This window comes from Lelliottia sp. JS-SCA-14 (assembly GCF_035593345.1).
Classification (GTDB): Bacteria; Pseudomonadota; Gammaproteobacteria; order Enterobacterales; family Enterobacteriaceae; genus Enterobacter; species Enterobacter wanjuensis.
Map to the genome: position 1 here is coordinate 3,837,843 of NZ_CP141606.1, position 21,540 is coordinate 3,859,382.

Below are 21,540 nucleotides of genomic sequence, written 5' to 3' on the forward strand. Positions count from 1 at the left end.
TCATGCAGTAACGCACGCATCACTTAATTTTTTCTCGGGTTGGCGATGATTTTAGGGTTGCGCGCGCGGCGATAATCGAATAAAAATACAGAAAATACGAATAAACATTCACTTAGGGGTTGTGCCGTGGTTAAGGAACGTAGAACCGAGCTGGTCCAGGGATTCCGCCATTCTGTTCCCTACATCAATACCCATCGGGGAAAAACGTTTGTCATCATGCTGGGTGGTGAAGCCATCGAGCATGAGAACTTTTCCAGCATTGTCAATGACATCGGCCTGCTGCACAGCCTCGGCATCCGTCTGGTTGTGGTGTACGGCGCACGTCCGCAGATCGACGCCAACCTCGCAGCACATCACCATGAGCCGATTTATCACAAACACACCCGCGTGACTGACGCCAAAACCCTGGAGCTGGTTAAGCAGGCAGCCGGGCAGTTGCAGCTGGATATCACCGCGCGCCTGTCGATGAGCCTCAACAACACCCCGCTTCAGGGGGCGCACATCAACGTGGTCAGCGGCAATTTCATCATTTCCCAGCCGTTAGGCGTGGATGATGGCGTGGATTACTGCCACAGCGGGCGTATTCGTCGTATCGATGAAGAGGCGATTCATCGCCAGCTCGATAACGGCGCGATTGTCCTGATGGGCCCGGTAGCCGTGTCTGTGACCGGTGAGAGCTTCAACCTCACCTCCGAAGAGGTCGCGACGCAGCTGGCGATCAAACTGAAAGCCGAAAAGATGATCGGCTTCTGCTCCTCTCAGGGGGTGTTTAACGAACAGGGGGATATCGTTTCGGAGCTGTTCCCTAACGAAGCCCAGGCGCGCGTCGAAGCGCTGGAAGCGGAAGGTGATTACCACTCCGGCACCGTGCGTTTCCTGCGCGGGGCGGTTAAAGCCTGCCGCAGCGGCGTGCGTCGCAGTCACCTGATCAGCTATCAGGAAGATGGTGCGCTGTTGCAGGAGCTGTTCTCCCGCGACGGGATCGGCACGCAGATCGTGATGGAGAGCGCGGAGCAAATCCGTCGCGCCACCATCAACGACATCGGCGGGATTCTGGAACTGATTCGCCCGCTGGAGCAGCAGGGCATTCTGGTGCGCCGCTCCCGCGAACAGCTGGAGATGGAGATCGACAAATTCACCATCATTCAGCGCGATAACCTGACGATCGCCTGTGCGGCGCTCTATCCGTTCCCGGAGGAGAAGATCGGCGAGATGGCCTGCGTGGCGGTGCATCCGGACTATCGCAGCTCATCGCGCGGAGAAGTCTTGCTGGAGCGGGTCGCCGCTCAGGCGCGACAGATCGGCCTGAACAAACTCTTCGTCCTGACGACCCGCAGCATTCACTGGTTCCAGGAGCGCGGCTTTACGCCGGTCGATATTGATTTGCTGCCGGAGAGTAAAAAAGAGATGTATAACTATCAGCGCCGTTCAAAGGTGCTGATGGCCGATTTAAGCTGATTCAAACACCGCACTCAACCCGCTGCGACGCTCGGTACGCGTGGTGACGGCCTGCGCCAGAACACGCTCGTCGGCATAGAGCGACAATCGTCTCCGCGCGCGAGTGATAGCGGTATACACCAGCTCGCGCGTCACCACCGGCGACATCTGCGCGGGCAGAATCAGCACTGCGTGGTCGAACTCCGATCCTTGCGATTTATGCACCGTCATCGCCCACGCGGTTTCGTGCTCCGGCAGGCGGCTTGGCTGGACCGATTTCACGCTGCCATCCGGCATCTGGAACCAGACGCGCAGCCCCTGTCCGCGATCGAGGGCAATACCAATATCACCGTTAAACAGCCCCAGCGCACTGTCGTTGCGGGAGATCATCACCGGACGCCCCTCATACCAGCGCGAGTGCGGCTGGCGGATAATTTTTCGCTTCTGCGCTAACACCTGCTCGAGCCGTTCATTCAGCCCCGTCACGCCAAACGGCCCCTCGCGCAGGGCGCAGAGCAGCTGATACTCGCCAAATGCAGCGATGACCGCCTCAGGCGCATCCTGCTGCTGCACGCTCGACAGGAAATGCTGGTAGCCCTGCAATGCATCGTCGAGCATCGCGAGATACTCTTCGCCCGTCTGGAGAGGCTTTTTCTCGATATCCGCAAAAGCGCCGCCAAACACTGACCTGATGGCCGTGCGATCGCCGCGATTGACCGCCGCCGCGAGCTGGCCGATGCCGGAGTCACTGCCGAAGCGGTAGCTTTTTTGCAGCAGGCACAGGCTGTCGCGCAAAGCCCCCGCCCGTTGCTCATGATTCCCTTCAATCGGACATCCGGTCAGGTGCGACAACTCCTGCGCGCGCTGAGCGGTGTACCCTGCGCTGGCATAGTTACAGATATCCCCCAGCACCGCCCCGGCTTCAACCGAGGCCAGCTGATCGCGATCGCCGAGGAAAATCACGCGGGCGTGCGGCGGGAGCGCGTCAATCAGGCGCGACATCATCGTCAGATCGATCATCGACGCTTCGTCGACCACCAGCACGTCGAGGTGCAGCGGATTTCCCGCGTGATAGCGCAGACGCTGGCTGCCCGGCTGTGCGCCGAGCAGGCGGTGCAAGGTGCTGGCTTCACTCGGGAACAGCTTGCGCTGCGCATCGTTAAGCGGCAGTTTTTGCAGCGTACCGCCCAGAGACTCGGTCAGTCGCGCCGCCGCTTTTCCCGTGGGAGCCGCCAGGCGGATACGGCATTTCTGCTCCCCCGCCATCTGGATCAGCGCCGCCAGCAGTTTTGCCACGGTGGTGGTTTTACCGGTCCCCGGCCCGCCGGAGATGACCGAAATGCGCCGCGTCAGCGCCACCGCCGCGGCCACTTTCTGCCAGTTCACCGTTTCCGAATCACCGAACAGGTCATTCAGGCTTTGAATCAGTTGGGTATCGTCGTAGGGCAACGGCTGGTTGGATTCATTGAAGAAATGCGCAATCGCCAGCTCATTGCGCCACATGCGATTGAGATAAAGACGGTCATTGCAAAGGATGAGCGGCGTCGGGATTTCGCCCTGACTCACCGCATGGGAGCGCAGGAATACGCCCGGCCAGTCTGTCGTTTCACCGATCAGCGCGAAACAGGCCTGCAGCGGCACCGGCGTTTTCTCGTCCGGCATCAGGCGCGAGAGCGGCAAACAGACATGCCCTTCACCGGCATCACGACTTAAAATCGCAGCGGCCAGCATCACCGCCGCGTCGTCACCGGCAACCATCATGGCAAACTGCGCATCCAGCGGGCGCAGCACGCGCTGCTCTACCGCCGCCAGTAACAGATCTTTCATCGTCATTGGGCCACCTCTTCCGTGCTTGCGGCAAACAGCCGGTCCATTTTATCAATCAGTACCGAATCAGGTCGCGTCGTGAAGATCCCCGACTGCGGATCTTTAGCGTCAAAGCCGCGTAAGAACAGATAAATGACGCCGCCGAAATGGTCGTCATAGTCATAATCCGCGATGCGATGGCGCAGATAGCGATGCAGCGCCAGAGTGTAAAGCTGATACTGCAAATCGTAGCGGTGCGACTGCATCGCCGCGGCCATCGCCTTCCAGGTGTAAGCCTCGCTGTTCTCACCCAGCCAGTTGGATTTGTAATCCAGCAGGTAATAACGGCCTTCGTGGCGGAATACTAAATCGATAAAGCCTTTCAGCATCCCGCTCACCTGACGGAAATTGAGCGGCGGGCTGTTCTTCGACAGCGGGTCGTGCTCGCGAATAATCGCATCAAGGGCATTCGCCGTCAGCGGCCCGGCAATCGGGAGATAGAACTCCATCTCGACCTGCTTCTCTTTTGCCGTGAGCTGACTAAGGGAGACACCGGATTCGGTGAGCGGAGCCTGTAAAATCGCGGTGATCCACTCGGTCAGCACCGGCTGCCACTGGGCCTCGTATCCCCCTTTTTGCAGCGTCTCCAGTACCCACTCCGGCGATACCGGCTGGGTAAAGTCGAGCGTTTCGAACAGGCTGTGCAAAAAGGTTCCGGGCGATGCGCCGCGCGGGAACTGATGGGGCGTCAGTTCGGGTTCTTCCACCACTTCGCCCACGCCCGAAGCATCCACATCGAGCTTTGGCATCAGATCCTGAGCAATATTCTGTCCGTGCTGCTGCAGGCCGGAGTAGCTGGTCACACGCCAGTCATCCCTCAGCGCGCGGATGATCTGCCGTGCGCCTAAATCAGGCACCGTAAGCTCAGGCATTTGCCAGCGGGAGAGATCGGGCTGACCGGGGATCTGCAGCGCGATATTATCGTCGCATAATTCGTCGAGGCACTGACGCAGCCCGGCGGCGTCTTTGGGTTCGCCCTTTTGAATCAGCCGCCCGAGGGCACTGAGATGGAAATCGCTCTCCCCCGCTTTTTCGCCGCGACGGCGGAACAGCGGCGCGACGCCGAGGCTGCAATGCCAGACGGAACGCGTCAGGGCGACATACAGCAGGCGTAAATCTTCCGCCAGACGTTCGGCTTCGGCGAGCTCAACGCTGGCATCAGCTTTGCTGAGATCCAGCACCGGTTCGAACGACACGCGATCGTGATAGAACGCCTGATCCTGCGCGCGGTAGTTGGCGATAAACGGCAGGCAGACCAGCGGGTATTCCAGCCCTTTGGATTTGTGGATGGTGACGATTTTCACCAGATGCTTGTCGCTTTCGAGACGCATCTGCTGGCTTGACGCATTACTGTTAGGATCGGCGATGTGCTGCGACAGCCAGCGTACCAGGGCATGCTCGCTCTCAAGCTGCGATCCCGCCTCCTGCAGAAGCTCGCTGATGTGCAAAATGTCGGTCAGACGGCGCTCGCCGCCTGCCGTTGCCAGCATGTTTTCCGCGACCTGCCGCTGCGTCATCAGTTCGCGCAGCATCGCCATCACGCCGCGTTTCTGCCAGCGTTCGCGATAATGGGTGAACTCTTCGACCACCGCATCCCATGCGCTTTCATCGTTATTCAGCGCGTCGATGTCGCGCGCATTCAGGCCGAGCATCGAACTTGCCAGCGCGCTGCGCAGCGTACTCTCTCGCTCCGGCGTCAGCACGGCTTGCAGCAGCCAGAGCATCTCCTGCGCTTCGAGCGTCTCAAACACGCTGTCGCGGTTAGAGAGATAAACCGACGGGATCGAGAGCATCGTGAGCGCATCGCGAACCAGGGACGCCTCCTGGCGGCTGCGCACCAGCACGGTGATGTCTGAGGCGCTCACCGCTTTGGCGGTTTCACCTTTCCACAGCAGCGCCTGGCCCTGCGCGCCGGCGCTGAGCCAGGCGCGGATCTGCGCCGCGCACTGCTGCGCCATAAAGTTCTGATAGTCGCTGACGCTACAGCCTTCGCCGTCCATCAGCCAAAAGTTCATCGCAGGCTGAATTCCACCGCGAAATTCAAAGCGCAGCGCGCTGTTTTTCTCCGCCGATTTCACGGATGAAAAGGGAATTTCCTTGAACATGAATGCCGCGTCCATCCGCGCAAAAAGCGTGTTGACGCTCGCCACCATCCCCGGTGCGGAACGCCAGTTGGTGTCCAGCGTGTAGTGCGCTTCGACCTCGCCGCGGGCTTTCATGTAGGTAAAGATATCCGCGCCACGAAAGGCGTAGATTGCCTGCTTGGGATCGCCAATCAGCAGCAGCGCCGTATCCGGCTGCTGGCGCCAGATGCGGCGGAAAATGCGGTATTGCTGCGGGTCGGTGTCCTGGAATTCATCGATCATCGCCACCGGGAAACGGGTGCGGATGGCCGCCGCCAGCGCGTCGCCGTTCTCACTGCCGAGCGCCGCATCCAGGCGACTCAGCATATCGTCAAAGCCCAGCTCGCCCCGGCGACGCTTTTCGCGGGCGACCGTTTCGCGGATCTCCGCCATCGCGCGGGTAATCATGAGATCGTTGAGGGTGAGCGGCTGCGCCAGCAGGGTTTCAATCGCGACAAAAAGCGGATGTTCAGGCACAACGCCATCGGCTTTGGTGCGCTCCACCAGGAAACTTTGGGAAAACTTTTCCAGCGCATCGGGGAGCTGATAGCCCCGCGTCTCTTCCTGCGCCCAGGCGCTGATTTTTTCGATCCATTTCCCCTGATTGCCGCGGTTGAACTTGCGTCGGTCAATGCCGGAATTTTCCAGAATGGACTCAAGGTCGGCGACCGAATCGCACCATTTCTGCTTCAGGGCGGCGATCAGTGAAATGATTTTCTCGTGCCTCGCCGCGAGAGTTTCGTCCGCAGGCGGAGGGGATTTTATCGCAGGCGCTTCGCCTTGCAGATAGCGCTCGATCGCGCGCAAAAGTTCTTCCGGCCCTTTCCACATGGCGTGCACCGCTTCGGCGATATCGCGCGGGAGCGGGTAACAGTGGCGACGCCAGAAGTCCGCGCAGGCCTGATGGCGCAGCTCGGATTCATCTTCGATGAGCTGTTGTTCAAAGAGCATGCCCGATTCAAACGCATTCAGGCTCAGCATGCGCTGGCAAAAACCGTGAATGGTAAAGACGGCCGCTTCGTCCATTTGCCGCTCGGCCAGCAGCAGCCATTGGGCCGCCTGCTGCTTGTCGGTGATCTCTTCCAGCAGGCGAGCGTAAAGGGGGTTATCGGTGGTTTGACGCAGGCAGGCGATGCGCAGTTCGTGAATGTTCAGGCGAATACGCCCGCGTAGTTCGGCGGTCGCCGCTTCGGTGAAGGTCACCACCAGCAGCTGTTCCACGCTGAGCGGACGCCCAAACGCAGCATTACCGCCCAGACCCAGCAACAGGCGCAGGTACAGGGCGGCAATGGTGAAGGTTTTTCCGGTTCCCGCTGAGGCTTCAATCAATCGTTCGCCCTGCAACGGCAAACGTAAGGGATCAAGGGACTCAGCGGTGTCGGTCATTCTTTCTTACTCCAGGGCATCGATTTCTGTAATGCGCTGACGCTCTCCCAGACTTTCCAGCCCTGAGGATCCACATAATCCACTTTTCCGTTCTGGCTGCCGGAAACCTGAGACAAGCATGCCATACCTTGCGGCTTCACCACCGCCTGGTGGAAGAAATCGGCAACCTTTTGCGGCGTCAGCTGTTTTATCTCGGCCACTACTTTATCACGGGAATCGAAGGTCATATTCCCCCGGTCGAAATCTTTGCTCAACTGCGACGCTTCTTCGCCCAGGGTCTGCGGAGCTTGCACCACCTGCGCGATCACCGCCTGCTGAATTTGGGCAAACTCTTCTGGCGTCATTTTGCGCAGTTTCTCTTCCGCCTGCGGGAAGAACGCCTGATAACGCTGCCAAAGATAAGCGGGCTGTTTGTCGCTGCTTTGCAGCAAGAAGCCGAGGCCCCACTGGCGACCGACGTTCATCGAGAACGCAAACACCGCATAGCCGAGCTGTTCTTCGGTACGCAGCTGGTTGTAGAACCACGGCTGGATGATTTGCCCCAGCACCGCGCTGTAGGCGGAGCTGGCAAACTCATCGTAGCCGGTCGGGACAAAGACGGCGGCCAGCGCGGAATCCGTGCTGCTGCCCGCTTTTTCGAAGATCACATTCTGCTGTTTATCCACCAGCACGTCCTGGTTACGACACCACTCGTTGCCGTTCGCTCCCAGCTGCTTGCGAACATTCTGCGCGAGGGTTTTGGCCTGGTCTTCGCTCATGTTGCCGACAATCAGGAACTCTGGCCGCGAGTTCGTTTTCAGGGCGGTACGGTAGTCCAGCACCTCTTTCAGGGTGATCGACGGCAGCAGCGCACGGCGGGTTTCACGCTGGAAGTACGGGATCTGCGACAGCATCTGCACCGGCATAATCGCCTGATCGAAGGCTTTGCCTTTTTCCGCCGAATCCATCATCTGCGCGTACCAGGATTTCGCCTGTTCAAGCTGCTCTTCGGTCGGCGTGTAGCTGAAATACCCGTCCAGCAGCGCTTCGAAAAGCTGCGGCAGACGCTGGGTGTAGCCGTTGGCGTTGACCATCAGTCCGTTGTTAGCGTTGGTGGAGAAACTGATCCCGCCCACGGCAGCCTGGTTACTCAGCTGATCGAGGGCGATGCCTGCCAGGTAGTCATTCAGGGCAAACATGACCTGATTTTTGGCGCTGTCCATCGCCTGCGGGTTACGCAGCACGACGCTGACATCCGCCTTCGGCTCGCTGGCAAAGTAGCGGCTCGGGGTATAGACCACGCGTAAAGTCGGTTCGTTAACGATCAGTTCCGGATGCGGGTATTCCTTCGCAGGTTTGATCAGCGTGAAATCATCAGGGATGTATGGGTTCAGTTCCGGCAGTTGCAGGGCAATCTCTCCGGCTTTTTTCTGCCAGTCCGCGAAGGTTTGCGCGCTGATTTTATTCACCTGATACGGTGCATCGACGAAGTACGCCGTTTTGTTATGCGGCTCTTTCGGGCTGATGTACCAGATACGGGCGTTTTGCGGGGTCATCATCGCCAGACGCGCTTTGATAGCGTCGGCGTCATACTGATCGGCAATGTTGACCGCATCCAGCGTATGTTCGACCGGGACGCGGATCATGGTGTCAGCCAGCCATTCGACATAGTCCATATCGCGGGTGATCGACGGATAGCGGAAGTCGAGATCCAGCACATGGGCCAGCTCGTCAAAGTAGCGTTTATCAACGCCTTTATCACGAAGCAGCGAGAGATAGCTGAAAATCGCCGCAACCACTTCATCGCGGTGCGCGAGGCCTTTGTCAGTCAGGGTTGCCGAGATAGCCAGCACACCGCTGTTGCCATTCACGACCGGATCGGAGTCAGCGCGGATGCCCTCTACCAGGCCCTGCTTTTGCAGCCAGTCCGAGAGCGTGCCCGGACTGCGGTTGCCGATCAGATAGGTGACCAGTTCGTCCGTTTTACTGCGGAACTGGGCGGTGTTGTTATCAATACGGAATTCGACACGCAGCACTTTTCGCGGCATGGCCGGAACGTAGTGAATGATGATGCCTTTCTGCTCGTCGGTGACCACTGGCGTGGTGATTTCCGGCTTGTCGATGTTTTTGTTGGGGACGCGGCCATAGGTTTGCGCTGCGATGCGCGCCAGCTCCGGCAACGGTTTGTTGCTGTAGACCACCGCTTTCATCAGGTTGGCGGAATAATATTTATCGCGAAACGCGTGTAAGGCATCAAGCACCGGGCTGCCAGGTTTGTCGCTCAGGGTTTCGAGATTTCCCCCGGAAAAACGCGAGCCGGGGTGCGCCGGGTTGATGGTTTCGGCGCTGACCTGAGCCATACGCATACCGTCTCGGGTACGGGCCATGGTCAGCTCGGCATTGACGGCGTTACGCTCGCGATCGGCATATTTTTTATCAAGCAGCGGCGAGGCGATGGCATCGGCGAGACTGTCTACCGCCCCTTCCAGCGCATCGTTTTCGACTTCCAGATAAAACGCGGTGCGATACGGCGCGGTGCTGGCATTGTGGCTGCCGCCGTGCATTTTGAGGAATTCGGAGAGACTGTCCGGCTGTGGGTATTTTTTGGAGCCCATCAGCGTCATGTGCTCAAGATAATGAGCCAGGCCCGGATGCGCGTCAGGATCTTCCAGCGAGCCCACCGGCACCACCAGCGCAGAGAGCGACTTCACCGCCTGCGGGTCAGAAACCAGCAGCACAGTCATCCCGTTATCAAGGCGAATCGCCTGATATTGGCGAGTGTCTTTTTCGCTCTTACGGATTGTTTCCTGAACGGGTTGCCAACCGGTATCTGCCTGAGTGAGGGGAGCCCAGAGGGCGACAAACAATACAAACGCTTTAAACAAGGTGCTGCCTGGCATTCACTACCTCTTCATCACGGCTACATCATTAACAATTTGCGTGCTGGGCACGCCAGCATCTCTTTATGTTGGTACATCAGTCCGTGACAAGATGGGCATAATAAATGAACACCTTTCCCTGCGCAATTTTTATACAATCATCAGGACTGATTATATTTAAACAAAGGTAACAGATAGCGCTGCGCCTCTTGCGTGATGACCTCGAAGTACTCCGGCTCCAGGGTTCTCCATAAACGCTGATACCAGACATCATCACCCTCTCCGCGCACCATCATGTTCCCTTCGTACGCCTGTAAAAACTTGCTGCGCGCTTTTTGCAGCGTGACGTCATCCGTTAACATGGCATCATTCTGCGCGTCGTAACAAGCTTTTATCCACGCGCCCCCACTTTCTGGGAGCAACAGCAGCGGTTTGTTCATCCCCTGACGATAGCCCTCAATGTAGGGCTCCAGATAGGCTAATGCCCGATCGGCAGCCATCGGTGGGAATCGCCATTCGCCATCCTTACGCACAAACAAGCGGCTTTCGCCTTCGTTGCCACAGGCACTGTAGACAAGATGTTCGAGCCAGAGTTGCAAACCCTGTGAAACACTGAGCATGGCAGGACGCCAGCGCAGCAAGCCGTCCGGTTGAACCTGCTGTAACCAGCCCGTCAGCTGAATGCCGTTGCACGTCAGATCAATTTCGAGGCTTTTACCCGGCTGACGGCACTCCACCACCCGGTCCGCCAGGGCCTGCATCTCCTGACACTGCATGTCCCAGGCAATTTCTCCGAATGCACCGTAAGGGAGTTGCCCCGCAGCCCGATAGCGGCGGAACAGCATTTGCGCATTTTCCTCTTCCACCAGCGCATTGAGCAGCTGCTGATTCAACTGGTAGCGGCTTAATCCGTCGAGGGTAAAGGGTTCTGCATCCGGGATTTCACTCTCCTCGGAGCGGAAGTTCACCTGCAGTCGCTGCTGGAAAAACGCCCGTACCGGGTGCGCCCAAAAGCGCTGCAATTGTTCAAACGTCAGTGTTTCGATTGGGCGAGATTCCAGTTCCTGAATGAAATCCGTATGGGCTTGCCCCTCTTTCCTCGCAGCGGGGAGCCATTCGCGGGCGTAGCTTTGCTGTTCGTTGTCGACGTAGTTGATCGGGTCAAACGGCATACGGCTGTGAAGATGGGTAATATGTTTTTTTACCCGCTGCTCGCTCTCGTCGCAGTTAAGCAGTTCGTCGCCCGGCAGATAGTGACTTTGACCGATGTAATCCACCAGCTCCTGCACCAGCACCGACGGGAAACGCTCGCTGTTATCCTGAATGGAGTGCCCGATATAGCTGATGTAGAGCTTTTGCTGGGCCGAAATCAGCGCTTCCAGGAAGAGGTAGCGGTCATCATCACGTCGGCTACGGTCGCCGCGCTTCGGCTGCTGGCTCATGAGATCGAAGCCTAGCGGCGCAAGGGCGCGCGGATAGACGCCGTCGTTCATCCCCAGCAAACACACCACCTTGAACGGAATCGAACGCATCGGCATCAGCGTACAGATATTGACAGGGCCCGCGAGGAAGCGCTGGCTAATACGCTCCTGGTCCAGGCGCTGAGTCAGTTCGTCACGCAGCAGAGAGAGCGGGATGGCTTCGTCATAATGTGACGAAATGCCCTCATCGATAATGGCCTGCCACTGCTGTTCGATCAGCGCCATCGCCGCTTCCGTGTCCGTATCGGGCAGGAAGAAATCATTGAGCATTTCACGACACAGCGGCTGCCATTCTTCCAGCGTGCGGGACTGCATCAGCTCGCGCCGCCAGCGGTTAAGCTGCATTAACAGCGAGGCCAGATGGCCCACCAGCTCGGCAATCAGCCCGGAAGATTCGTCGTACGGCAGAACCTCATTCCACTCACCCTGATGGCTCTCCATCGCGTAGCCCAGCAGCATACGCGTCAGGCCAAACTGCCAGGTGTGCTGGCCCGTAGGAGGAAGTTCGAACTCCTGAACGTTGTCGTCGTCGATGCCCCAGCGAACGCCCGATTCATTCACCCACTGACGCAGATAGCGCAATCCGTCTTCATCGATATCGAAGCGCGCGGCCAGCACCGGCACATCCAGCAGCGCCAGCACGTCTTCCGAAATAAAGCGGCTGTCAGGCAGAGCCAGCAGACTGATAAAGGCCTGCAAAGCCGGATGAGACTGACGCGCCCGGCGGTCAGAAACAGCATAAGGAAGATAGCGATCGCCCGTTGCACTGCCGAACACCGCCTGGATAAACGGGCTGTAGCTGTCGATATCCGCCACCATCACCACGATATCGCGCGGCGTCAGCTCAGGATCGTCCTGCAGCATTGCCAGCAGTTTGTCATGCAGCACTTCCACCTCGCGCTGCGGGCTGTGGCACACATGCACCGTGACGCTGCGATCCTCAGGATCCAGTTTTCGCTTCTTGTCGCTGCGGGCGAATTCCTCGGCGGTGATCCCGGCGATCGCGCGGTTTTCCAGATCGAGAATATCCAGCTGGACGTTGTGCAACAGGCTGTCCGGGGTGATCTCCGCGAAGGCATCGACGTCCCCTTCCCCGGACGAGGTAATGTCTGACAACATGTGAATGTAGTCGCGCCCCAGCTTGCCCCAGGAGGCCAGCAGCGGGTTAGGTAAGTTTTGAATGCCTTCTTCATCGAATAGCTGAGCAGCATTGTCGCTGTCTTTGAAGAGCGGGATCGCGCGCTCTTCAAAGATCCGCCGCCTCTGGCGGGCAACAAGCCGCGCCAGCCATTTCGGGTCCTGAATATCGCCCCAGTAATGACGACAGGGGTTGGTAAACAGAATGTGGATATCGACGTGTTTCCCGAGTGCTTTTAGGGCATTCAGGTAGACCGGCGGTAAGGCTGAAATCCCACAGATAAACACCCGCGACGGCAAGCCGACAGGCGGTTCAGAGGCCGTTTCCAGCGTCGAGATAAAACGCTCATACAGGTTGGCGCGGTGCCACTGCGGTTGCCCTAGTTTTTCCGTGTGTTCCACCAGCGCTTTCCACAGCGGAGCCTGCCAGATTTGCGCCTCCGGCAGGCCGTCAACCAGCTCTCCGGCTTCCCAGCGCGTCAGCCAGTCGGGGCGATAAACCAGATACTGGTCATACAGATCGGCGGTTCGCGAGGCCAGCTGGAACAGCTTACGTTTGTCGGTATCGTCGCTGAGGTAGTGGCGCAGCATGGCGAACTCATCGCTCGCCAGCATATCCGGCAACAGCGACATCAGCTTCCAGCTCATGCTCTGCTTGTTGAATTCACTTTTTTTGGGGATTTCCGGCAGGACACGGACAAACATCTCCCAGATGAAACTTGCCGGAAGCGGGAACTCGATATTGGCCGCGATGCCAAACTTTTGCGCCAGGGACATCTGAAGCCACTGGGCCATACCGGTGCTTTGCACCAGCACCATTTCTGGCTCAAAAGGGTCGGCAGGATGCTCACGCTCGACGATAAACTCCATCAGCGCTTCCAGCACATCCAGACGATTTGAGTGGTAGACCCTTAACATAGACGCTCCCGACTACTGGCTAAGCGGGCAATGCAGGCGTGTCATCTGACCCTGCCGCCCCAATGGCGAAATAAGTGTGACCGTGATGCTGACACATCCGGCCTGTGTTGTCTGCCCCCGGTTTATCCGCCAGCCAGCAGGTAAGGTCTCCTGCGATAGCTGGGACTCATTCCAGGCATAGTGCCAGAGCTGGCGATACTGATTAAACATCATAAAACGCGCCGCCAGCGCCCGATGATAGCCCGACAGCGCGGTGATGACGATGACCAGCAGCATCATGGCCAACAGGACTTCCACTATGCTAAATCCCTTTTGCCTCGCTAAGGTAACTGACATAACGCGGTCTCCTTCAGCGGGCAGAAATCGCTCCAGCCGTGGGGTGACAACACCACGCGGTTGTCCTGAATGGTGCCGCCACGCCACAGCAACAGTTCGCCGCTGCCGGCAATGAGCAGGACTCTGTCTCCACTCAAGACCCGCAGACAGACGCGGCCCGGCGGCCCGTTTCGGCACTGAACGTCCGGTGCCGCCGACCAGAGCTGACTTTTGCCCCACTCCAGCGCCGACTGTGCCTCCGCCTGCTGTACAATCGCCCCGCGCTCATTGCTGACGATTTGCGTAAAAACGTCGAGCCGTTGGTTGAGACCGGTCAGGATCAGGCTACCCATTACCAGTAGCAGCAGGACCAGCGCGAGGGATGACATCCCTTGCTGGCGCTTCACAGGTTGAACCCCGTGACTCGCCACCTTGCCTGAAATGACTCTGTCAATCGCCCTGCGCGCGCAGCATCCAGCGCTATATTCAGCTCAGGGGCAAAGCCGGGGTGATCGGTTTTGCTCACTGTGAACTGAGTCACCCAGATGCTTTCAGGCTCAGTCAGTTTTTCCCAGCCTTTTCCTTCGCAGTTCGTGGCTCCGCGCTGCGTCTCCAGCGCGCCTGCTTCCAGGCGATAACCCGTTTGCTCGGCATCCGTCGAGGGTGAGTTTTCCCAACGACCGTTGCTGTTGGCATCCCATTGCACAATCACACAGTGCCCGTCGCGACCCAGGGTCAGCGCCTGTCCCTGGCAGAGTCCGGCGCAATATCCGGCTCTCTGCAGCTGTTTGCCGATGGCGGTCGCTCTCTGCCAGATCGCTTCCTCCAGCTCCTGCTGTTGCTCCTGCATCAGGATCGCCCGCTGCAACCCCGGCAAAAAACGCGCGGTGCACAGGAGTAAAATACTGCCAATCGCCATGGCGATGAGCACCTCTGTCAGCGAGAACCCGCGTTGATTTAGCATGTCCCTTTCCCCGTGCTGTTGCACATTCTGATGCGCCCGGTGTTCGACACGATAACGAGCCACTCACCCGCAGAACTTTTGACGCGTATTCGCCCAGGCCAGGCGGTATCCCGTAGCCCATAAAAACCCAGGGAAGGCGTCAGCTCCGCGAGGGTCACTTCCGGCCAGTATGAGTTGAGCACCCGACGATCCCGGGACTGACAATCCACCATTTTGGTCGTCAACAGACACCAGCTCTCACCGTCCTTTTTGGCGATGATGAGATGATCCCGGTTGTAGCCGTTCGCGTCGTTGCGCAGCTGCACCAGGTAATCTCTTACCTGATGTGCGGTTTGCCACAGACGCTGCTGGTGCTGCCAGTTTTGCCAGCCGGACAGGCCCGTGGCGCTGAGAATGACGACCAGCGCGATGGCAAACAGGGTTTCGATAAGCGTAAAGCCGCGTTCTTTTTTCATGCTCGCAGTGTGACGAGAGCGGGCAATAAAAACGACTGGAGAAAGTGAAGGTTACGAGGCGCTTTCCGCGAAAACTCATCCGTTGCATTGCGTTGCAAAAACGCTGGAAAGCGCCTCGTAAAAGCGAAATCAGGGCAAAAAAAACCGGCGCTCAAGAGCACCGGTTGTGTGAGGATAGTCGTTATCAGATAGCGACAGGGGCTTTGATGCCAGGGTGCGGATCGTAGCCTTCAATCTCGAAATCGTCGAAGCGATAGTCGAAGATGGATTCCGGCTTACGCTTGATAACCAGCTTCGGCAGCGCGCGCGGTTCGCGGCTCAGCTGCAGATGCGTCTGTTCCATGTGGTTGCTGTAGAGGTGCGTATCGCCACCGGTCCAGACAAAGTCACCGACTTCGAGGTCGCACTGCTGCGCCATCATATGCACCAGTAAGGCGTAGCTGGCGATATTGAACGGCAGACCGAGGAACACGTCGCAAGAGCGCTGATACAGCTGGCAGGAGAGCTTGCCGTCAGCGACATAGAACTGGAAGAAGGCGTGGCAAGGTGCCAGCGCCATTTTGTCCAGCTCACCGACGTTCCAGGCTGAAACGATGATACGACGCGAATCGGGATCGTTTTTCAGCTGGTTCAGAACGGTGGTGATCTGGTCGATATGACGGCCATCAGGCGTTGGCCACGCCCGCCACTGCTTGCCGTAGACCGGGCCCAGGTTGCCGTTTTCATCTGCCCACTCGTCCCAGATCGAGACGTTGTTTTCGTGCAGGTACGCCACATTGGTATCGCCTTGCAGGAACCAGAGCAGTTCATGAATGATCGAGCGCAAATGGCAGCGCTTAGTCGTCACCAGCGGAAAACCTTCCTGCAGGTTAAAGCGCATCTGGTGGCCAAAAATGGAGAGCGTTCCGGTACCGGTGCGATCGTTTTTCGGCGTGCCCTCATCGAGCACTTTTTTCATCAGTTCAAGATACTGTTTCATGGTTCCTCAGGAAAGCTGTTGCTGTGGACGACGACGGTACGCCCAAATCATCATAATGATACCCGCGACAATCATCGGGATAGAGAGAATCTGCCCCATGCTGATGTACTGAACCCACTCACCGGTGAACTGCTGATCCGGCTGGCGGAAGAATTCAACGATGATACGGAACGCGCCGTAACCAATCAGGAACAGACCGGAGACAGAGCCCATTGGGCGTGGTTTGCGGATAAACAGATTCAGGATGATAAACAGCACCACGCCTTCGAGCGCCAACTCATACAGCTGAGACATATGGCGCGGCAGTGAGCCGTAGGTGTCGAAGATAGACTGCCATTCAGGGTGCGACGGCAGCAGCGCGATATCTTCTGCACGAGAGTTCGGGAACAGCATCGTCCAGGAGACGCTCGGGTCCACACGGCCCCACAGCTCGCCGTTGATGAAGTTACCCAGACGCCCGGCGCCAAGGCCAAACGGGATCAGAGGAGCAATGAAATCAGCCACCTGGAAGAAGTTGCGTTTGGTGCGTTTAGCGAAGATCACCATCACCAGAATCACACCAATCAGGCCGCCGTGGAAGGACATGCCGCCGTCCCAGACGCGGAACAGATAGAGTGGATCGCTCAGGAAGATTGGGAAGTTGTAGAACAGCACATAGCCGATACGCCCACCGAGGAACACCCCGAGGAAGCCTGCGTAAAGCAGGTTTTCAACTTCGTTTTTGGTCCATCCGCTGCCCGGACGACCGGCGCGACGGCCCGCAAGCCACATGGCAAAAATGAAACCCACCAGATACATAAGACCGTACCAGTGAAGCGCAACGGGACCAACTGAGAAAATGACCGGATCAAATTCCGGAAAATGCAGATAACCACTGTTCATCTGTCACCACAAGATGTTGTTATTCCGCTGAAAGTGGACAGCGAAAAATAGACGCGCGCAGGGTTAACCAACGCTCCAAAGTTGCGAATCATAGCACAAGGCAGGCGCAGAGGATGCGCCCGAGATGTAAAAGATGTGTATACGAAAAGAGAGTGCTAACGGCCGCCGCGGATCAAACCACCCATGCCGCGACGCTCCATAAAGGCCGCCACCTGATGACGAACTTCCGTCGCCAGCTGCGCCTCGAGGCTGCGTTTTGCCAGCTCCTGCGCGTCTTCAATCTCGATATGGCGCAAAAGGTATTTCACGCGCGCTACCGAGCGGCCGTTCATCGACAGATGACGGAAGCCAAGGCCTATCAGAATTGCTACGCACATGGAATCACCGGCCATTTCACCACACAGGCGCAGGTCGATTCCGTACTGCTCGGCGTCACGCGCAATCATCGCCAGCGCCCGCAGCATCCCAGGGTGCAGGCTGTCGTAAATGCTCGCTACGCGGGTGTTGTTGCGATCGACGGCCAGAATGTACTGCGTCAGGTCGTTGGTGCCGACGGAGATGAAATCCACGCGGGTCGCCAGCTGCGGCAGCATAAAGACCATTGAAGGGACTTCGAGCATCACGCCCAGACGCGGTTTAGGGATCGCATACCCGATCATCTCTTCCACTTCACGGCCCGCACGTTCAATGAGTCGACGCGCTTCGTCGATTTCATCGAGGCTGGTGACCATCGGCAGAAGAATGCTGAGATTGCCGGTAGCCGCGTTGGCACGCAGCATGGCGCGCACCTGCACCAGGAAGATCTCCGGCTGGTCGAGCGTAATGCGGATCCCGCGCCAGCCCAGGCACGGGTTCTCTTCGCTGATCGGCATGTAGGGCAGCTGTTTATCGGCCCCGACGTCCAGCGTGCGCAGGGTGACGGGTTTGTCGTTAAACATCTGCAGCATCCCCTGATACTGCGCCACCTGCTCCTCCTCGGAAGGGAAGCCGCTTTGCAGCATGAAAGGAATTTCCGTGCGGTACAGACCGATGCCGTCGATGCGGCTGCCGAGCTTCTCTTCGTGGGCCGGACTCAGGCCTGCGTTGAGCATCACCTTGACCCGCTCGCCGCTTTTCAGCTGTGCGGGCAGATCGACGTCGTCTTCGGCCAGGCGGCTGAGTTCGTTTTCTTCGCTGATTAAGCGTTGATATTCCTGCAGCAGCACCGGCTCAGGATCGACCAGCAGTTCGCCGCGATAACCGTCCACTACCAGGGTGCGACGTTGCAGCACCGAAGGCTGAATATCCGCGCCCATAACGGTAGGGATTCCCAGCGCGCGCACCATAATGGCCGCGTGGGAGTTGGCCGCACCGTCGCGTACCACCACACCCGCCAGACGATCGTGCGGCAGCTCAGCAAGCGTGGTAGCCGACAGTTCATCGGCGACCAGCACAAAGCGTTTCGGCCAGGCGTTTTCGCCCTGAATGGTATCGTCGAGATGGAACAGCAGACGCTGGCCCAGGCTTCGCAGATCGCCCGCACGCTCTTTCAGATAACCATCCGTCAGGGCGGCAAACTGCTCGGCAAAACGTTCGATAACCTTTTTAACCGCCCACTCGGCCACCGATCCTTTGTCCACTTCGGCGAAGAGTTCGCGGCGCAGACGGGCATCGGAGAGCAGGTGTGAATAGAGGTCAAAAATCGCCGCCGTCTCTTTTTGAGCACCGGCGGCAAATCGCTTGCTGTAGCGACGAAATTCGTTAGAGGCCTCTTCCAGCGCGCCGGTCAGGCGTTCGCGTTCAAGGGCTGCATCGAGGGTAGAGGCTTCGTACACCTGCTCCATCAGCGGCAGCGTGGCGTCCATCCAGCCTTCGGCGATAGCAACACCCGGCGATGCAGGCAGCGCGCGGATACGCGTCTGGCGATACTGACCAAACAGGGCGGCTAACTGAGACTGGGAGAGGATCGCGGCCATTTGCGTGGCCAGCGTAACGAGGAAAGACTCTTCGCTTTCGTCGAACTGACGCAGTTCGCGCTGCTGGACCACCAGCACACCAAGAAGCTGGCGGCGCTGAATGATCGGCACGCCGAGGAACGCGCGAAAGCGCTCTTCCTTCACCGACGGGATGTATTTAAAGCTGGGGTGTTTTTGCGCGTCGGCGAGGTTGATCGGTTCCGCCAGCCGTCCAACCAGGCCGACGATCCCTTCATCAAACGCGAGCGCAACGGTGCGGCCGCGCGGTTTTTTCAACCCGCGGGTCGCCATCAGGTAATAACAGCGCCGATCGTGGTCGGCCAGATACACCGAACAAACTTCGGTTTCCATCGCAAGACAGATGTCGGTGACCAGAATGTCCAGCGCCTCATTGAGGCGCGGGGCACTGGCAACCTTTTCGACTATTTCTCGCAAGCGGGTGAGCATGATTTGCGTTGCTTAACCTCTTTTACGTCGCCAGGCAGGTGTGCTTTGCGGCTTAGGAGGGGCCTCCTGAAACGCAATGACCACACTTGCAAACTCTTTCATCACCCTACGGTAAACATCGCGTTTAAATGAGACGACCTGACGAACGGGATACCAGTAACTCACCCAGCGCCAGCCATCGAACTCCGGCGTACTGCTGGTTTGCATATTGATTTCCGAGTCGTTACTCACCAATTGCAGAAGAAACCACTTTTGTTTCTGGCCGATACAAACCGGCTTTGTGTCCCAACGCACCAAACGTTTCGGTAACTTGTAACGCAACCAGTTGCGGGTCGAAGCCAGGATGCGAACATCTTTTCGGCTTAAGCCGACTTCTTCGAACAGCTCCCGATACATCGCTTGTTCTGGGGACTCTCCTGGGTTGATCCCACCTTGCGGGAACTGCCAGGAGTGCTGACCATACCGTCTTGCCCACATAACCTGGCCCTGACGATTACAAATTACGATACCTACGTTCGGGCGGTAGCCATCGTCATCAATCACCGGACTACCTCAAACTAAACCTTATATATGATCGATTGTTTCACACTCCAGTGAGGCGGTAAACCACTCTCTTACAGGGCTGCGAAGGAATAACATTTGAATAACTCACAATTTTCACTCGAGTTATAAACAGATGAGGCCGCCAGAAGGCCATTTTATTCACTTTTTCTGTGGATATAGTTGTGAAGAAGTATGGAATTACCGCTGGACAACATTCCCGGTGGATAATCTCACCCAGAAAGAGGATAACAATAACTCTCTATTTTTCATTCGGTTAAATACAAACAATGCTCGGGTGCACGCCATAACGTGACGATCATCACATCAGGGATCGTCGTGCTGATGAAAGATCGAACAGCGTCGGTTTTATCCACAGATTGTGCCAATAACTTAGGCACTATTTGTGTGAAAATTCGATTTTCGTCGCACGTCAAGGCTGTAAATCGAAACAGTAGTGGGGGTTATTCCCAGTTATCCCACTTTTCTGTGGATAACATGGTGTAAGATCCTGTTCATTGTCAGTGACCAGTTTTGAACAACCTGTTTTTGCCCTTTTCAAACGCAGGCAGATTCATCCTAAAAACGTCGATAAATCATAAGCCTGCCAATACGCCGCAGAAATAGTTAAACTCTATCCACAAGGTCTGTTTTTACGGTTCATTTTTTAATCAAAGGCTTATATTTATGCTTCCGCTCGTCCCACTGACTTCTCCTCCTGCAACAGAAGCGCAACTCTTGCACCAGGCGCAACGCGTCGCGGGCTATTCGCTTGGAGAACTGGCGGCGATGGCGGGCTTGCCGATACCCAAGGATCTGAAACGGGATAAAGGCTGGATCGGCGTGCTGCTGGAGCGCTGGCTGGGTGCAAGCGCGGGCAGCAAACCCGAGCAGGATTTTGCCGCGCTGGGCGTTGAGCTCAAAACCATCCCCATTGATAGCCAGGGAAGACCGCTCGAAACCACCTTTGTCTGCGTCGCCCCCTTAACCGGGAATACGGGCGTCACCTGGGAAATGAGCCACGTGCGCCATAAGCTCAAGCGGGTGCTGTGGGTGCCTATTGAAGGTGACCGGGCAATTCCTCTCGCTGACCGCCGCGTAGGCGCACCGCTGCTCTGGAGCCCCAACGAAGAGGAAGAACGCCAGCTTTCGCAGGACTGGGAAGAGTTAATGGATATGATCGTGCTGGGCCAGGTGGAGCGCATCACGGCGCGCCACGGTGAAGTGATGCAGCTTCGCCCCAAAGCGGCAAACAGCAAGGCGCTGACCGAGGCCATCGGTGCCCACGGCGAGCCCATCCTGACGTTGCCGCGCGGCTTTTACTTAAAAAAGAATTTCACCGGAGCCCTGTTGGCTCGACACTTTTTTGCGTAAAGGCTGATTTATGAGAAGTTTGAACTGAATCAAACATAATCCACTCCCAATTAAGATTTTACTGCTTCCTCCTGACGCATTCTCAGGTTATTACTACACTATGATGTGATACGAGACAGGTGAGGATGATAACGATGAAAAAATGGGCAGTGATAATCTCAGCGGTCGGTTTAGCGTTTGCTGTTTCAGGTTGTAGTAGTGATTACGTCATGGCGACAAAAGATGGTCGAATGATCCTGACTGACGGCAAACCCGAAGTCGATGACGATACCGGTCTGGTCAGCTATCACGATCAGCAGGGTAATAAAATGCAGATCAATCGCGACGAAGTTTCGCAAATCATCGAAAGATAACCCGTTCAAGGTCAGTTGCTTACTGGCCTTTTTGATTTTTTTCTTCCCCTTTTGCTTCCCCTCTGCCATG

At 57.3% G+C, this 21,540-nt stretch carries 15 protein-coding genes and 1 pseudogene; 4 read left to right on the forward strand and 12 right to left on the reverse strand.

Features of this window, described 5'->3' with window-relative positions; genetic code table 11:
- The first annotated feature begins 126 nt into the window (after positions 1-126).
- Positions 127-1,458 carry an amino-acid N-acetyltransferase gene (argA, locus tag U9O48_RS17870; protein WP_282494493.1) on the forward strand — a complete coding sequence of 444 codons (1,332 nt, stop codon included), beginning with the start codon at positions 127-129 and terminating at the stop codon, positions 1,456-1,458.
- Here the strand turns inward: argA and recD are convergent.
- The 12 genes from recD to rppH form a co-directional block, all read right to left on the reverse strand.
- Entirely contained in the window at positions 1,450-3,270 is a 1,821-nt protein-coding gene (recD, locus tag U9O48_RS17875; RefSeq protein ID WP_285143752.1) for an exodeoxyribonuclease V subunit alpha, read from the reverse strand. The genes argA and recD overlap by 9 nt on opposite strands.
- A complete protein-coding gene (gene recB / locus U9O48_RS17880; RefSeq protein ID WP_324722906.1) occupies positions 3,267-6,812 on the reverse strand; it encodes an exodeoxyribonuclease V subunit beta in 3,546 nt (1,181 codons plus the stop codon). The genes recD and recB overlap by 4 nt, the downstream gene beginning before the upstream one ends.
- Positions 6,809-9,691, reverse strand: a complete 2,883-nt coding sequence (ptrA, locus tag U9O48_RS17885) for a pitrilysin (RefSeq protein WP_285143754.1) — start codon at positions 9,689-9,691, stop codon at positions 6,809-6,811. The genes recB and ptrA overlap by 4 nt, the downstream gene beginning before the upstream one ends.
- A gap of 140 nt (positions 9,692-9,831) precedes the next feature.
- Positions 9,832-13,206, reverse strand: coding sequence for an exodeoxyribonuclease V subunit gamma (gene recC, locus U9O48_RS17890; RefSeq protein ID WP_285143755.1), 3,375 nt, complete (start codon positions 13,204-13,206; stop codon positions 9,832-9,834).
- Between the two features lie 12 nt (positions 13,207-13,218).
- Positions 13,219-13,542, reverse strand: coding sequence for a prepilin-type N-terminal cleavage/methylation domain-containing protein (locus U9O48_RS17895; protein ID WP_285150885.1), 324 nt, complete (start codon positions 13,540-13,542; stop codon positions 13,219-13,221).
- On the reverse strand, positions 13,527-13,928 hold the full coding sequence (locus U9O48_RS17900) for a DUF2509 family protein (RefSeq protein ID WP_324722907.1): 402 nt from the start codon (positions 13,926-13,928) through the stop codon (positions 13,527-13,529). Before U9O48_RS17900 ends, U9O48_RS17895 begins: the two co-directional genes overlap by 16 nt.
- On the reverse strand, positions 13,925-14,485 hold the full coding sequence (locus tag U9O48_RS17905) for a prepilin peptidase-dependent protein (protein WP_324722908.1): 561 nt from the start codon (positions 14,483-14,485) through the stop codon (positions 13,925-13,927). The genes U9O48_RS17900 and U9O48_RS17905 overlap by 4 nt, the downstream gene beginning before the upstream one ends.
- Positions 14,479-14,940: a prepilin peptidase-dependent protein gene (locus U9O48_RS17910; RefSeq protein ID WP_324722909.1), complete on the reverse strand. Its 462-nt coding sequence runs from the start codon at positions 14,938-14,940 to the stop codon at positions 14,479-14,481. The genes U9O48_RS17905 and U9O48_RS17910 overlap by 7 nt, the downstream gene beginning before the upstream one ends.
- 184 nt (positions 14,941-15,124) lie before the next feature.
- On the reverse strand, positions 15,125-15,919 hold the full coding sequence (gene thyA / locus U9O48_RS17915; protein ID WP_282494484.1) for a thymidylate synthase: 795 nt from the start codon (positions 15,917-15,919) through the stop codon (positions 15,125-15,127).
- 6 nt (positions 15,920-15,925) lie between these two features.
- Positions 15,926-16,801: a prolipoprotein diacylglyceryl transferase gene (gene lgt, locus U9O48_RS17920; protein WP_285143760.1), complete on the reverse strand. Its 876-nt coding sequence runs from the start codon at positions 16,799-16,801 to the stop codon at positions 15,926-15,928.
- A 155-nt stretch (positions 16,802-16,956) separates the two neighbouring features.
- Positions 16,957-19,203, reverse strand: coding sequence for a phosphoenolpyruvate--protein phosphotransferase (ptsP, locus tag U9O48_RS17925; protein WP_282494482.1), 2,247 nt, complete (start codon positions 19,201-19,203; stop codon positions 16,957-16,959).
- 12 nt (positions 19,204-19,215) lie between these two features.
- Positions 19,216-19,746 (reverse strand): RNA pyrophosphohydrolase, encoded by a 531-nt coding sequence (gene rppH / locus U9O48_RS17930; RefSeq protein ID WP_095283210.1) that lies wholly within the window; start codon positions 19,744-19,746, stop codon positions 19,216-19,218.
- Positions 19,747-20,200: 454 nt separating this feature from the next.
- On the opposite strand from rppH, the pseudogene U9O48_RS17935 reads away from it, so the two are divergent.
- From U9O48_RS17935 to ygdR, 3 genes and pseudogenes are all read left to right on the forward strand, one after another.
- A pseudogene (locus U9O48_RS17935) lies at positions 20,201-20,278 on the forward strand (hypothetical protein); the annotation flags it as partial.
- 152 nt (positions 20,279-20,430) lie between these two features.
- A complete protein-coding gene (gene mutH, locus U9O48_RS17940; RefSeq protein ID WP_282494481.1) occupies positions 20,431-21,117 on the forward strand; it encodes a DNA mismatch repair endonuclease MutH in 687 nt (228 codons plus the stop codon).
- Positions 21,118-21,251: 134 nt separating this feature from the next.
- Positions 21,252-21,470, forward strand: a complete 219-nt coding sequence (gene ygdR / locus U9O48_RS17945) for a lipoprotein YgdR (protein ID WP_112009758.1) — start codon at positions 21,252-21,254, stop codon at positions 21,468-21,470.
- The last annotated feature ends 70 nt before the right edge of the window (positions 21,471-21,540 follow it).